Source organism: Paenibacillus sp. sgz302115, assembly GCF_056120445.1.
In genome coordinates this window covers 434,966-450,045 of record NZ_JBVYOK010000002.1, presented here as the reverse complement: position 1 = coordinate 450,045, position 15,080 = coordinate 434,966, and the positions used below count along the sequence as shown (strand labels likewise).

14 protein-coding genes are annotated in these 15,080 nt (G+C 50.2%); 3 read left to right on the top strand and 11 right to left on the bottom strand.

The genetic code is table 11. The annotated features are described in order from the left end of the window. Positions 1 to 46 precede the first annotated feature (46 nt). The 9 genes from AC0LWN_RS07595 to AC0LWN_RS07555 form a co-directional block, all read right to left on the bottom strand. Positions 47 to 1,231 (bottom strand): NAD(P)-dependent malic enzyme, encoded by a 1,185-nt coding sequence (locus AC0LWN_RS07595; RefSeq protein WP_474663957.1) that lies wholly within the window; start codon positions 1,229 to 1,231, stop codon positions 47 to 49. A gap of 186 nt (positions 1,232 to 1,417) precedes the next feature. Further along, positions 1,418 to 2,767, bottom strand: a complete 1,350-nt coding sequence (locus AC0LWN_RS07590) for a 2-hydroxycarboxylate transporter family protein (protein WP_474663956.1) — start codon at positions 2,765 to 2,767, stop codon at positions 1,418 to 1,420. 176 nt (positions 2,768 to 2,943) lie between these two features. Further along, on the bottom strand, positions 2,944 to 3,651 hold the full coding sequence (locus AC0LWN_RS07585; RefSeq protein ID WP_474663955.1) for a response regulator: 708 nt from the start codon (positions 3,649 to 3,651) through the stop codon (positions 2,944 to 2,946). Continuing rightward, a complete protein-coding gene (gene dcuS / locus AC0LWN_RS07580) occupies positions 3,648 to 5,255 on the bottom strand; it encodes a DcuS/MalK family sensor histidine kinase (protein WP_474663954.1) in 1,608 nt (535 codons plus the stop codon). Before dcuS ends, AC0LWN_RS07585 begins: the two co-directional genes overlap by 4 nt. Positions 5,256 to 5,393: 138 nt before the next feature. Further along, positions 5,394 to 5,837, bottom strand: a complete 444-nt coding sequence (locus AC0LWN_RS07575) for a GNAT family N-acetyltransferase (protein WP_474663953.1) — start codon at positions 5,835 to 5,837, stop codon at positions 5,394 to 5,396. Next, entirely contained in the window at positions 5,838 to 6,419 is a 582-nt protein-coding gene (locus tag AC0LWN_RS07570; protein WP_474663952.1) for a histidine phosphatase family protein, read from the bottom strand. It lies immediately after the preceding gene. Between the two features lie 152 nt (positions 6,420 to 6,571). Next, positions 6,572 to 7,111: an AAA family ATPase gene (locus AC0LWN_RS07565; protein WP_474663951.1), complete on the bottom strand. Its 540-nt coding sequence runs from the start codon at positions 7,109 to 7,111 to the stop codon at positions 6,572 to 6,574. A gap of 165 nt (positions 7,112 to 7,276) precedes the next feature. After that, positions 7,277 to 8,686, bottom strand: a complete 1,410-nt coding sequence (locus AC0LWN_RS07560; protein ID WP_474663950.1) for an NAD-dependent malic enzyme — start codon at positions 8,684 to 8,686, stop codon at positions 7,277 to 7,279. 73 nt (positions 8,687 to 8,759) lie between these two features. After that, on the bottom strand, positions 8,760 to 9,368 hold the full coding sequence (locus tag AC0LWN_RS07555) for a TetR/AcrR family transcriptional regulator (protein WP_474663949.1): 609 nt from the start codon (positions 9,366 to 9,368) through the stop codon (positions 8,760 to 8,762). Between the two features lie 123 nt (positions 9,369 to 9,491). On the opposite strand from AC0LWN_RS07555, the gene AC0LWN_RS07550 reads away from it, so the two are divergent. Then, positions 9,492 to 10,484: an acrylyl-CoA reductase family protein gene (locus tag AC0LWN_RS07550; protein WP_474663948.1), complete on the top strand. Its 993-nt coding sequence runs from the start codon at positions 9,492 to 9,494 to the stop codon at positions 10,482 to 10,484. A gap of 193 nt (positions 10,485 to 10,677) precedes the next feature. Continuing rightward, positions 10,678 to 11,520 (top strand): SDR family NAD(P)-dependent oxidoreductase, encoded by an 843-nt coding sequence (locus AC0LWN_RS07545; RefSeq protein WP_474663947.1) that lies wholly within the window; start codon positions 10,678 to 10,680, stop codon positions 11,518 to 11,520. 19 nt (positions 11,521 to 11,539) lie between these two features. Here AC0LWN_RS07545 and AC0LWN_RS07540 read toward each other — a convergent pair whose 3' ends face one another. Both AC0LWN_RS07540 and AC0LWN_RS07535 read right to left on the bottom strand, forming a co-directional pair. Then, positions 11,540 to 12,280 carry a cupin domain-containing protein gene (locus tag AC0LWN_RS07540; RefSeq protein WP_474663946.1) on the bottom strand — a complete coding sequence of 247 codons (741 nt, stop codon included), beginning with the start codon at positions 12,278 to 12,280 and terminating at the stop codon, positions 11,540 to 11,542. 154 nt (positions 12,281 to 12,434) lie between these two features. After that, on the bottom strand, positions 12,435 to 14,027 hold the full coding sequence (locus AC0LWN_RS07535) for a sensor domain-containing diguanylate cyclase (RefSeq protein ID WP_474663945.1): 1,593 nt from the start codon (positions 14,025 to 14,027) through the stop codon (positions 12,435 to 12,437). A gap of 163 nt (positions 14,028 to 14,190) precedes the next feature. Between AC0LWN_RS07535 and AC0LWN_RS07530 the strand changes: the two genes are divergently transcribed. Beyond that, on the top strand, positions 14,191 to 15,054 hold the full coding sequence (locus AC0LWN_RS07530; RefSeq protein WP_474663944.1) for an alpha/beta fold hydrolase: 864 nt from the start codon (positions 14,191 to 14,193) through the stop codon (positions 15,052 to 15,054). Positions 15,055 to 15,080 lie beyond the last annotated feature (26 nt).

Genomic DNA, 15,080 nt, shown 5'->3' with positions numbered 1-15,080 from the left:
TTATATTTTTTGTATTCTCTCTATTTATCTAAGCTGACTGGAGTCTCTATTTAATTATTCTCGCCACACCGCTATTGACCGCAGCCCGGATCACAGCTTCACGGATACGCTCTACTACACGTGTGTCGAACGCATCGGGCATAATATAGTCTGTTCGCAGCTCGCTTGCAGGAATTACTGAAGAGATTGCTTCGGCTGCCGCCAGCTTCATATCCTCATTGATCTCCGTAGCCCCGCAGTCAAGCGCTCCGCGGAATATTCCCGGAAAGCAAAGGACGTTATTAATCTGGTTCGGATAATCGGAGCGTCCGGTTGCCATCACCTTGACGTAAGGCGCAGCAATTTCAGGGTCAATCTCAGGTGTAGGATTCGCCATCGCAAATACAATCGGGTCAGCGGCCATACTTTGCACATCGCTGAGCTTCAGGATTCCCGGTGCAGAAACTCCGATAAAGACATCCGCGCCTTTTATAACTTCAGACAGCGGGCCCGTTTCCAGATTCGGATTCGTAATCTGTGCAAATTCACTCCAATGCGTCTTGTCGTATCGGGCAGTCCGGCTGATCGCCCCCTGACGGTCCACACCGATCAGATTCACGGCTCCGGCATGCAGCAGCATCTTGGATACGGCTATACCGGCTGCTCCAATACCGTTCACTACGATCTTCGCGGTTTTGATGTCTTTCTTGCAGACCTTGAGCGCATTCAGAATTCCCGCCAGCACTACGATTGCCGTCCCGTGCTGATCATCGTGAAAGACCGGAATATCCAGCTCCTTCTTCAACCTTGCTTCGATCTCGAAGCAGCGCGGGGAGGAGATATCCTCCAGATTAATGCCGCCGAATGTAGGCGCGAGCGCTTTGATAATGGTAATAATCTCTTCCGTGTCCTTCGAGTCCAGGCAGATTGGAAAAGCATCCACGCCGGCGAATTGTTTGAACAGCGCAGCTTTGCCCTCCATAACCGGCATGGCCGCCTTTGGACCAATGTCGCCGAGACCAAGCACGGCGGTGCCATCGCTGACAACAGCAACCATATTCTTCTTGATTGTATATTCATAGGCCAAATCTTCATTTCCAGCGATGGCTTGGCATACTCTGGCGACACCAGGCGTATACACTTTGGAGAGATCCTCCATCGACTGAATCGGGTTTTTCAGCCCGGTTGAAAGTTTGCCTCCGAGATGCAGCCCCATAACTTCATCCATAACTTCATCCATAATTGTCATCATTTTTCCTCCTGCTAACTGAAATGCGTTTCTTTCATTCCGTTTCAATAATTTGAATCATATCACTGAAAAAAGTACTCTAGCAAGGATATAAAATCCTAATCGGGATACTGATGTGCTTCAGATCATTAATGGACACAACATCTCCTCTTATCCTCCGTAAAAAGCACTTTTTCCTGCTAATAATTGTTAATGCCACACCGATAGCAGCAGCGTCGCAAGTATAACCGTAACTGCTCCTCCAATGCGTGTGGAGATCTGGGCGAAAGGCATCAGCTCCATACGTCCGGCAGCAGACAGGATTGCCACGTCACCGGTTCCGCCCAGTCCACCCCGGCAGCCTGTCACAATGGCAGCTTCAACCGGATACATGCGAATGAGCTTGCCGACATAGAAACCGGAGATAATCATCGCTACAATAACCGCCGCACAGGTCAGAATATATGGAATGGAAATGATGGCAGCCACGTCATTAAGCGGTACGTACAGCATGCCAAGCCCCACCATCAGCGGCCAGGTCAGACTCGTGGAGACGAATTTGTACATTTGGAACGCGCCTTGCTCAATTTTTTCCGGCATTGCCTTGAAGCATTTAATCAACGCCGCAGTGAAGATCATCAGGATAGGACCGGGAATGCCTACAACCTTCGAAGCAAGGCTGCCAAAGATGAATAATCCGCAGGCCACCAATAATCCGGCTCCCATGAGCGGGAATACCACCGGCTTATCCTCATAGCTTCCTCCGCCAAGCTTCTCTCCATCCTTCTCCTTCACCAGCATGCCGTTGCCTGAGTAGGATGGTTTCTTTTCACCCAGCTTCTTAAGCAGTCCGGCACCAATGATCGCTACAATATTCCCGATAATGGCAGCCGGAATCATTTGGGCAACGACAGCTCCCGATTCCCCTCCAATAATCTGGGAGTAAGCAATGGACAGCGGAAGAATGCCTTCGCCGATCCCCCCGCAGATGATTGGAACAATAATGTAAAAGATCGTGTGATGCAGACTGTAGCCGAACATCAGTCCAACGGCGATACCCGCTCCTATGGCAGCTACGGTCCCGACCACCATCGGAATGAAAATTCTCACAACACCGTTGATCAGGGTCTTCCGATTCATGCCCAGTATACTGCCGGCTACCAGACAGGAGATGTACAGGTACAGGAAGTTTGAGGTTTTCATCAATGTTTTGACTGAGGCGATTGCGTCCGGGCTGATTACATTCCAGAACACCATAAACGATGGAACCATCAGAGCCAGGATAGCGGGGCCGCCGATGCTTTTGAGAATCGGAAGCTTGAAGCCCAGGTCACTCAGCAGGATTCCCAGAACCATAATTACTGCAAATCCGCCGATCATGTCATTGGGAAGGTTCCCTGTTACTGCTGATGCATAAATAATAAGAGCTATAATTACGTAAAGCGGAAGGGGAATGACACCTACCTTTAGTTGTTTCAGCTTCTGCAGAAATCCTTCGTTTGCCGCAAAGGACGTGCTTGTGTCCCTTTCCGCGGCAGGGGGTTGAACCACTTTTTGCATTATGCATTACCTCCTAATTTCGTCTACAGCCCTATAGTAGCGTAAATGTAAGCGCTTTTGTTTTTAAGTAAATATTGATTGAATTATGTAAATTATTAAAGTAAGCGCTACCAAAAATGAATACGAAAAACCGCCAATCCCCTAAAGTCAGGAATTGACGGTCTGCGGCGCTAAGACTATATGAATTTAGAAATGACGGAGCTGCCCCGGGGAGATATCCGGTAGCGCTGCACGGGTCTGCCTACGGTGCCATAGGTCACATCACAATCAAGGGCCCCCATGTCCACCAGTCCGGCAAGGTATTTGCCGACCGAAACACGCGAAATTCCGGATAGCGCCGCAATTTCTTCGGTGGAGAAGCTTGCTGTATTGCAGGTCTCCACTGCTTTCCAGACGGCCCGAAGCGTATTGCGGGTAAAGCCCTTGGATAATTCCTGGGCCGCAAAATCCCCTTTCCTGTAGCCGGTCAGCTTATCCAGCTCAGACTGGTCCAGGGAATCCTGGCTGCGAAACAGAAAATACTGCTCCTTGTAAGCCGACAGCGCTGCACGCAAGCGTTCGAACTCAAACGGCTTGATCAGGTAATCTACAGCACCGTTCTGGAGCGCATCTCTGATGCTGTTTTTATCGCTGGCGGCTGAAATGACAATTACATCTATTCGGATACTGCTCCGGCGGATAGATGACAGCAGCTCAAGCCCGTTGCTCTCCTTCATGTAAATATCCAGCAGGATCAGCTCAAAGGGCCGCTCCGCCAATTGAATCATGGCCTCATCCGCAGATTTGGCCCAGCCCGCACAGCGGAAGCCCTCCACTTGCTCTACGTAAAATTTGTTCATCTCGGCTACCATCGGATCGTCTTCCACGATCAGTACGTTTATCATTGTCCATCACTCTTTGCTTGATAGGGTAAACTAACTGTGAACCGGGTTCCTTCTCCTTTGCCTGTCTCGCAAACAATCGTTCCGCCCAATATTTTAAGACTCCTCTCAACCAGGTACAAGCCGATGCCCCGGTCATTTCCTTTTGTCGAATAGCCCTGATGAAATATAAATGGCTCACTCTCAGGAGATACGCCGCTACCGTTATCACTGACTGTTACAATAAGCGTATTATCCTGAAACTGAAAACCGACGTGAATACATTTGCTTCCTGTCCCTTCGGGCGCTTCCATCGCGTTATCCAGCAGATTGCCCACAATCGTGATAAGCTGGCGGGTTCTTTCCGGGTCGCTTGGCTCCGGCAGTACTCCATCCTCAAGCAGCACCAGCCGAATGCCTGCTTCTCTGGCCCGGCTCAGCTTGCCCAGCAGGAATCCGGCCATTACAGGGTCTTTTATTTGTCTGACAACGGCACCCATCTCCGTCTGTGTGGTTGTAACCGTACTGGTAATGTACTCCTCCAGACGATCATACCGGCGCATATGTGTTAATCCCAGGATGACATGCAGCTTATTCATGAACTCATGCGCCTGTGCACGCAAGGCTTCGGCATACTGGGAGATGCCTGTGAGCCGTTCCATCAGCAGACCGATTTCCGTCTTGTCGCGGAACGTGGCTATTGCACCCTCTACTGCCCCGTTAACGCGGATAGGCACAACGTTTGCAAGTAAAGTGACCCCGTTATGCTCCACCTCCAGATCCTGGCTGGCTTCACCGGTCTCAAGCACATGATTCATCCGCAGCAGGGGCCAATATTTCTCCACTGGCTGATTAAGCGGTTCCTCCTGCAGGCCCATTGCAGCAAGCAACCGCTTGGCTTCCGTATTGATCAAGGTGATGCGTGAGTTCTGATCAACGGCAATGATTCCCTCCCGCACGGATTGAAGCATGGAGCTGCGCTCCTCAAGAAGCTTGGCAATGGCCGCAGGCTCCATGCCGAACATCATCTTTTTGATGGTACGGGCCAGCAGGAATGCTCCCGCAGCGCCGATCACACTGCCGACAAGAATGCCCCAATACAGGATACTCTCATTCTCTTTTACAGCAAGCTTAACATTCCCCAGTGAGATTCCTACCGCCACCGCCCCAACCTGCTCCCCGCTTGCGGCGAATACAGGCGAGAACGCTCTCACGGACGCACCCATAGATCCCTCGGCTTCAGATATGCTCTCCTGTCCCTGCAGAACTGCCGCTTCATCGCCGCCGCTGAAATGCTTCCCGATTTTCTCCTTGTCCGGATGGGACAAACGGATTGCCTTCATATTCATGACGACCACAAATTCCACATGGTTTAAAGTCCGAATGTCCTCAGTGTAGCTTTGCAATTCGGGTGAGGTATGCGATTTGGTTAATGCTTCAATAATCAGCGGTGTGCGGGACAGCGTACGGGACAAGGTGACTGCCTTTTGCTCCAGCGCGGCTTGAGTCTGCGAGGATACCTTCATCCCAAATAGCACATAGACCACCAGCAGCATTAAAACAAGCACTGCACAGATCATCAACGTAATTGTTGTTCGCAGCCTAAATGTATATCTTCCAATTTTCACCTGAAAACCCTCCGGGAATGCCCCATTATTCTAACCTGTACAAGGAACCGGTAGCCGTGATTACACACACATTTTGTGCGGACACCATAATACCAGAAGTAAAACACCACCGTCCGTAGTATACGAGTTGCAGGCGTGTTAATGTGAGCTTAAATGCTTGCGGTAGCCCTCCACTTTCTCCTCACGGTAGCCCATTGCCTCATAAAAGACATGCGCTTCCTTCCGTTTCTCACCGGAAACAAAGATGATATAATAGCAATCTCTTTCGTGAGCGATCTCTTCAAGGGCGGTCATCAGCTTTTTGCCTAGCCCCTGACGGCGCGCCCGGGAGGAGACGACCACATTTTCTATCACCATAAACGGCCGGCAATCGCCGACGAGATCCTGACAGACAATGCCCATCATTGAACCCAGCAGTTCCCCCTCTACAAAAGCGCCCAACAATATGTAACGGCTGTCCGCCTTGATCATCTGAAACGCCGTCTCCAGCTTCTGGGGATCTGTAAGTCTGCCCGTAAGCTCTTCGTACAGCATGTTCAATGCGGCTAGTGAATCCGCTTCGATTTCTCTAATGTTTACCATTTATGTTCGTCTCGCTTTCTGGTTGGTCTGGTTCGGCTCATTCTTCTCATAGACATATAGCTGTCCATTTCGCGGATTAATCATCCGCTTCCCCTTGTAGCCTCTACGGCGCAGTTCCCGATCCAGCAGTTTCATAAAAGCGCCATGGCTGACGGCCAGCACATTCCCCAGTTCCTGCTCGGATTCGAGGGCGTCGACAACCTCTTTGACTCGGCCAATTACAGAATGCCTGTTCTCCGGCTGTGAGTGATGTCCAAAGATCCACACTATGCGGCCTAGCACCAACCAGCAGGCTGTGGGAAGCCTACACCCTCCCAATGGTACGGCGGCAATTCTGACTTCTCTCAGTTTCGATGTGAAAAGAATCTCCCCTGCATAGATCAAACGGGCGGTGCTTATGGCCCTGGACTGATCACTGCATAGGCAACGCGCCCATACATGCTCGCTGCTCATATACTCTACTGCCTGCCGGATTTCCGCGGCTTCATACTGTGAAACCCACTCATTAAACTGCGCACCTGACATCCAAGCCTGCTTCGGAGGGGCTGCTACTCTGAAGTGTCTGACCAGCCCGATAATCATCCGCTTAAGCCCCGCCTGTATTCACAGCAGTGATTTGCACGTCTTCAATGTCGGCCAGTGCTTTTCCTTCGGCAATGCCTTCCGAAACCATCATTCTACTCGTGTTCATAACTAAGCTCCTATCGACTGTGTGTCTTCAAATTGCACTGTGTTTACAAAGGGACAGTCATTTCCTTCAGCACCGCCTGAACGCGCTCCTCAACGGTCAAATCCTCTTCCAGCCTCAGCACAGGACACTCAAGGCCGGACATCCATTCCTCATGCAGCACCCGGCTTCTCACCTCTGGCCCTGCCGTCTCATATAAAGCCGCCCATTCCATAAAAACCTGCGTAGCCTCAAACTGGCTTCCACCCGGCAGAATCTCCTTCCCATACCGCCCGTACTCCCTTGCTCTCAAGCGCTCCAGGCGGATCTCCTGCGGAATCCCTAGAAACACCACCAGGTCAAATCTGGAACGCAGCTCATCTCCCCATCCGCAAACTGCACCGGACAAAATCCACGGCTCCCGAGTGTCCAAATCATGCTTGATTCTGCTTAGCCTCTCTGAGATTTCCGTTTGCTCCGTATATTTATGCTTCCAAAAATAATCGTCACTATCCAAATGCGCATATGGCAGCCTGTCCGCTAAAGCCCGACCCAGTGTACTTGTTCCAGCTCCCGAAGCTCCCAGTATATGAATTCTGCTGTACATGGCTCCACCCCCTAGAATGCAATAGTTACAGCCCATTGTATATTTTCAAGTTCCAAAGGTACAGCGACACTTTTCACTTTGCTGTTCCGTCAGCGGGAAGCATTGAAAAGCAAAGACCCGCAAGCCGGGTGGCCGCAGGTTCATTTGTCTTATCTGTTTATAGGTTCATTCGGATATATCCGGTGGAATCCGCCGGGCCACATCCGTTGCAATTGCAGCATGAATGACAGCCTTGCGCACCTGTTCAACCACCTTTTCGTTAAAAATACTCGGGATGATATACTGCTCATTCAGTTCGTCCGGGTGGACAACCGAGGCGATCGCTTGCGCTGCTGCCAGCTTCATTTCCAGATTTACCTCCTTCGCCCGGCAATCCAGTGCACCGCGAAAAATACCCGGAAAACACAGCACATTATTGATCTGGTTCATATAATCGCTTCTTCCGGTTGCCAGCACACGGACATAAGGTTCAGCCAGCTCCGGTTCAATCTCGGGGATGGGGTTGGCCATGGCAAACACAATGTTGCCCTTCGCCATGCTCTGGAGCTGACTGATACTCAATATGCCACCGCTGGAAACTCCAATGAACACATCTGCCTCCCGAATAGCTTCGGTCAACCCTCCTGTCAGCCCTTCGGGGTTGGTTGCCCCGGCTAGCCAGCTCCACTCGGCATTATCGTAAGCTTGCCTACTGCTGAGAATACCCTCCCGGTCAACGGCATAAATCTTCCGCGCCCCCGCCGCCAGCAGCAAACGGCAGATGGAAACCCCCGCAGCTCCAACGCCGACAACGACGATTCGGCATGTCTCTATAGCTTTGTTCACCACTTTGAGGGCATTTAATAGACCGGCCAAAGCGACAACCGCAGTCCCGTGCTGATCGTCATGAAATACTGGAATATCCAGCTCGGCAGACAGCCGCCGCTCAATTTCAAAGCAGCGTGGTGAGCTGATATCTTCAAGATTAATCCCGCCAAAACCAGCAGAAACCGCTTTCACAATACGGATGATTTCCTCCGGATCTTTGGTATTCAGACACAGGGGAAAAGCATCGATATCGGCCAATTGCTTGAACAGCATTGCCTTGCCCTCCATCACCGGCATTGCCGCCTCCGGTCCGATATCACCCAGACCCAGCACAGCGGTTCCATCGGTAACAACAGCCACTGTATTTCTTTTCATCGTAAGCGAGTAGGCTTTCCCCGGGTCCTCGGCAATCGCCATACATACGCGGGCCACACCGGGCGTGTATACCAGTGACAGGTCCTCACGGTTTTTGATCGGCATCTTGGGTGTAACTTCAATTTTCCCGCCGATGTGCGCCAGAAAGGTCCGGTCCGATACATTGATTACCTTAATCCCCGTCATAGCCGCGAGTACCGTGACAATCTTTTCGTTTGCGGCATCCTGGACATTAACCGTAATATCCCGTGTCGTCACATCCTTACCTGCACGGATCACGTCTATGGCCACAATATCACCTCCGACGGCTGCCAGCTTCGACACCACATCGCCAAAGGCCGCAACCGACTTGCGGATTTCCAGACGGATAATCATCGTTGTCGCAATTGACATAGAGCAAGCCCCTTTCATCAGACCGTTCTATGTTCAATATACTACAGTTCACAATTTATACATAATCGTATCTCTAGCAGCCAACCTGCACACTCAGCACTTTCATAACCGCGGCAAAACAAGATTCCTTAAATACAGCATGCAAATCGTCATTGTCGGTCATCAGCCACTGTATCAGGCAGCCGTCGATAATCGCGCGGATCACGGGCGCAGTGGTGTCCGGGGACAGCTCTTTGGGGAAGATGCCCTCCTGCTGGCCCGCTATCAGCACCTCCGTGCTTATCCGTGCGCAGTTGTCGTAGAAACGCTGGTTAATCTCCCGGTACACCGGAATCCGGCTCGCTCTGGACAGGAAATCCAGGTACACCCGGTAAAAAGAACGGTTCTTCGCCGGTCCGGCAAAAACGGAGTCGATGTACGCAGTCAGCTTCCCGGCTGCTGTCTGCTGCTCCTGTACCGCCGCCTGCTCTTTGGCAGATATTTTGCCGGTCAGCCATTCCAGCAGCTCCACAAGCACCGCTTCTTTATTGTCAAAATAATAATGCACAACCCCCTTGCTGACTCCTGCATGATCAGCAATCGTCTGCAGGGTCACGGAATCATATCCAAGCTCGGATAATGCCTGAAAAGCAGCGAATAGAATCTGTTTGCGTTTCTCCTCGGATTTCTTGTAACGAACCATAAGGCCTCCACTTTTTAAAGAAATAATGTATATTATATCACGGACAATAAAAAGTTGACCGGTCAGAATAAATATTATATAACTTAGCTACAAATATTATAGCCGTTAAAAGGAGAATCTGTTATGCCAGAACATTTTCAAGCTTTGGTCGTGGACAAATCCGAGACCTTTTCCGTTGCAGTTAAGCCTGTAACGTTAGCGGAATTGCCTGCCGGAGAAGTATTAATCCAGGTTGCCTATTCCAGTGTGAACTATAAGGACGGATTAGCGAGCATCCCGAACGGAAACATCCTGCGCAATTATCCCTTTATTCCGGGAATTGATTTGTCGGGAACCGTTGTATCCTCTGCCGATCCGCGCTTCCACGAAGGACAGTCAGTAATCGCCACCAGCTACGGCATCGGCGTGTCCCATTACGGCGGCTTCAGCGAATACGCACGGATACCTGCGGAATGGGTCGTCCCTCTGCCGGAAGGGCTTACGCTGCGGGAGGCGATGATCTACGGCACAGCCGGCTTCACCGCCGCCTTATCCATTCAGGCGCTGGAGGATCACGGGGCCGCACCGGATAAAGGCAAGGTGCTCGTTACCGGTGCGACCGGCGGCGTCGGCGGCTCGGCAGTCGCAATGCTCGCCAAGAAAGGCTACCACGTGGCGGCCAGCACCGGCAGAACAGAGGAAGCCGGTTATTTGCAGGCTTTGGGCGCAGCCGAGGTCCTCTCCCGCGAGGACGTTAGCGGAGGTGCAGGCAAGCCGCTCGACAAGCAGCTTTGGCAGGCGGCTGTTGATTCTGTGGGCGGAGCTCCGCTTGCGGCGGTGCTGAGCAAAATCGCCTATGGCGGTTCGGTTGCAGCCAGCGGTCTAACCGCCGGAACAGCGGTTCCGACGACTGTGCTTCCTTTTATTCTGCGTGGCGTAAGCCTGCTTGGCATTGATTCCGTCTCCTGTCCGATGGAGCTGCGGATGAAAATTTGGGAGCGGATGGCTACGGATCTGAAGCCGGATTCACTCGAAGCCCTTGTAGACCGCGAGATTCCCTTGTCCGAACTACCAACTGCGCTAGAGGATATTCTTAAGTCGGGCACAAGAGGACGGGTGCTTGTCCGTCTGTCTTAAAACAAGATTAAGTACTCCACCCGACAATTATTAATCAGTACTTAGCCACCCAGGAGCATCCCTGGGTGGCTATTTTTTATCAAAGTGGTTTTCGTAAATAGGATGTTTATTTACAAGATATGTTATACTACTATAGAACATATGTTCCTTCGCATAATGAAAACTCGAATTTCAATAGGAGGGATTTAATCTTATGCAAAAGATTAACGGAAAAGTAGTATTGGTAACAGGAGCAACCAGAGGTATAGGCAAAGGAATTGTGATAGCTCTTGCGAAGGCTGGTGCAATCGTTTATTTTACTGGAAGAACAGAATTTGAATACCAAGGTGCAGTCACTCTCGGTGGATGTATTTCATCAACTGAAAAAGAGATACCAGATAATAATGGTATTGGATATGGGATTAAATGCGACCACACTAATGATGAACAAACCAAAGCTGTGATAGAGAGGATAATTGCAGAACAAGGGAAAATTGATATCCTTGTAAATAATGTATGGGGTGGGTATGAATACTATAATGATGGAACACCATTTTGGACAGAGAATGGGTTTTGGACTGCTCCATTAAGTCGCTTTGATAAAATGTTTACATCTGGTGTTAGGGCACATTTTGTTACAAGCTGTTATTCTATTCCGCATATGATAAAAAATAAAACTGGATTAATTGTAAATATTTCTTTTTGGGCGGCAGAAAGAAATGATATGGGAGTTTCTTATGGAATGGCGAAATCAGCAACCAATAAATTAACAGAAACTATGGCATATGAATTGAAAGAAAATAATATCAGTGTAGTAACAATCTACCCTGGACTTGTTAGAACGGAGTCTGTTTTAAAAGCATCAGAATATTTTAATTTAAGCAATTCTGAATCTCCTGAATTCATAGGTATGGCAATTGTAGCATTGGCTTCTGATAAGAATATTTTGATCAAAAGTGGTTCCAAAATGACTGCCGCACAAATTGCCATTGATTATGGCTACACAGACATTGATGGAAAGCAACCTGTACCATTAGATCAAAGCAATTGTAAGTAATAGTAGTTACGGTTTACTCCTATATATTACCGGAGGGATCGACTGAAGACTGCGTGCCGGGATAGGGCTGAACATAAGGCTGTTGCCGGTACTGCTGGACATACGGTTGACCATAAAAACCCGGCGAGGGGTCAGCAGGCTGGTAACCGTAGGGCTGAAGCATTTGCGGCGTCTGCGGATACATATATGGAGGTATGGAATTAGGATGTTTGGCGTTTGCCCCTGCAGCCATGCCGGGTGCACAGCAGTCCGCAGGCGGTCCAATAAACGTGCCGGCCTGCACTGGAGCCAGCGTATCCTTCAATTTGGCTTCATTCAGACAATAGGTATGCGCAAGAACATTCGTTGGCGTAAGGGCCAGCAAATCTGAGCCCAGAATGACCTCAGGAACAGGGGCGTCGAAGATCGCCAGCAAGTGGGTACAGTCTACAGTGGCAACCTCGTAATGCCACCAGCCCTGCGGCACATTCGCCACTTGCCCGGGGCAAATGGGAAAATGCAGCAGCTCATTCGTAAAAGGGTTGATCAATGAAACTACAGCCTCACCGGAGATGCAATAGACCAGTTCGGCAGCATTTTGATGATAATGCGGTTCAACCACATTGGATTTGCTGAGAAAAATATCAAGCAGGGATGTGTTCTCCAGCGTGTTGAGCTCATTAACCGACAACGTATTGATATAATTGCAGGCATCCTTCCTAAACGTTGTATTGCTGTTCACATCAAAAGCAAACTGTGTATTGGGTGATTTGTAATCCATATATAAAGTCACCGGACAATCCATCCCTTCTGTATAAACCGTATTCTCCTTCTGCGATAGGATATGTATCCGCTCATGCCCAGGTGAATGATTTTTTTCTTCCGGCCTTGTCCCAAAAAAAAGCATCTTCCACAAGGGAAGATGCACCTAAGTCCTATTCACCAGCAATGACCGTCCGGTTCCTGCCCATGCCCTTGGCCATATACATGGCCTGGTCCGCCTGCTCCAGCAGCTCCTCGCGGGATTTCCCGTGGGTTGGAAAATGCGCAATTCCCTGCGACGAAGTAACCTTCATTGCCAGGGGAGTGGCGCTTGCTTCGAGCGTTTTACGGATTCGCTCCGCGACCAAGTACGCATCCGCAGCTTTGGTGCGCGGAAGCAGCACAACAAACTCCTCCCCGCCATAACGGCTGCAGACATCGCCCGGGCGAACGCTAGACGTCAGAATTCCGGCAACCTGCTTCAATACCTCATCCCCTGCCAGATGGCCGTAAGTGTCATTCACGAATTTGAACTTGTCCACATCCAGCGCAATGACAGAGAAGGGGAACTGTGCGGCGATCCATTGATTCATCGTGGCTTCAACCGATCTCCGGTTCGCAAGTCCGGTCAGTAGATCCGTCAGCGCTTCCTGGGTCAGTTGGCTCGTCTGCTTCTGAACATCACTCCAGGCAATGGCAACCGCTTGGGTCAGCAGGTCTGCTTCCCGGTTCCAATGCGGCTTCAGCTCAGGAAGCTCCATTTTTTCTTTCCCTACCCTGCTCATCAGGTCCGCAAGCATCACGAACGGCTTGGCCAATTGATGAGCCAGCAGAATCACAAGCAGCAGCAGGATCACAAAAGGAATTATGGTATAGGCGATTGTTATGCGGAGGTGGCTCTGTAATTCATCCTGGATGACGCTCACAGGCGAAACCACCACAACTCCCCAGCCATTAGACGTAACTTTGGAATAACCGGCCAGCATCGGGATGCCTCTCACATTCACCGCCTGCATTTGCCCGCTTTTTCCGTTAATCAATTCTTGCACAACTTTGTTTGCGCTGACATCCTCATTAATGCGGTCTTTATCAGGGTGAAACAGCAAATGCCCGTCAGCGCTCACAATGTAATAATAGGAGCCTTCAGCATCAACATCGTTATTGCCGCCAAAAATCATATTCAGGATATTATGATTCTGCAGATAGATTGTTCCGCCAAGCTGCCCCAGATAATGCTGGTCTTTGTCGTACAGCGGTTCACTCATGAACACAATCATTCTGCCAGTAGAAGGGGCTGTATAGGGTTCGGAAAGATAGGGGCTCTTCAGGCGCAACGCTTCGAGCGCCCACGGAGAATCAACTTTTCTGCCGGCTAGTCCAAGCGTAGTTGGTGAGGTGTTGCGGATAACGCCATTTTCACCTACCAGGAGAATCGAATTAAAATAGTTGCTGCTGTTGCGCATTAACTCAAGATAATTATTAATCTCTTCAGGTTTCGCTCCATGCGACAGTCTATACGCGCTGAATTCAAGGGAGCCGCGCATGGAGCGGAAGAGAGAATCCATCGTTTGGCTCATTCTTTCGGCATTGACAAGGTTCAGATTCAGCGTTGTTTTGATCAATGATCTTTTTTTCGATTGATATGAAGCGGTAAGCAGGATCGTAGATGTCAGGAGAACCACCAGTGTTACCAGACCGATCAGCAGCGCGGTAAGACTGAGCTTCTTCTTTTCGGATAAGAGTCCTGCTCCTCCCGGTCTAGGCATTACTTAACCTCCTCGTGTTACTGGGCAGCAACTGCCAACAGGTGTATCTAATTTATAATTATAAACGATTGAGATGCAGAATCCACACATCATTCATCCTTCTTTGGGGCAGAATTCAACTATTGGCATAACCAACCCAATTCTCAGGAGGCTTATTTGGAACATGATGTGGATAAAAAACAAAGCAATACCGGCCCTCGCCATGCTCATGGCGCTGTTGATTCTGTGGGCGGGGCAGCCTGTCCATGCGTCAGGAGTTGAAGCTGCTGTAAAAGGCAAGCCGGCAAATCCCGGGGCGCTCACCTTTGTACTGGTGCATGGAGCCTGGGTTGATGCCAGCTTCTGGGATGAAATTGCCGCCGAGCTCCGCAAAATGGGGCATACCGTGTACACACCTGAATACGCCGGACACGGCGCGGATCAGAACAAAAAGGTCACCCACGCGCAGGAGACAAAATCAGTCGTTGATTTCATCAAGCAGAAGGATCTGCACGATATTATCCTGGTTGGGCACAGCTTTGGAGGTACGGTGATTCAAAAAGCGGCTGAGCAGGTACCGGACCGGCTGAAACGTCTGGTGTTTTTTGACGCCTTCGTCGTGCCGGACGGGCAAAGTGCGGCAGACCAGTTCCCCGCTCCGGCAAAAGAGGTGTTCGCCCAGTTGCTCAAGGCTTCCGGGAACAATACCATCATGCTCCCCTTTAATCTTTTCCGGGATACCTTTGTAAATACAGCCACACTTGAGCAGGCGCAGGCGCTGTACAAGAAGGTAATTCCTGAACCGGGAGGACCGCTGTTCGAGAAGCTCGATCTGAAGAAATTTTACAGTCTGCCGACGCCGAAGAGCTATCTTTATCTGACAGAGGATATTGCAATGCCGCAAATCCCGCCTTACGGCTGGCATCCCGGACAATCAAGCCATTTAGGTGTTTACCGGTTCATTGAAGGCACAGGCGATCACATGACAACCCCTCATACACGCCCTCAAGAGGTTGCCGATAAAATCGTCCAGGCCGGCCGCGACTAAGGTCTTTGCACAGCAGGACATGAATA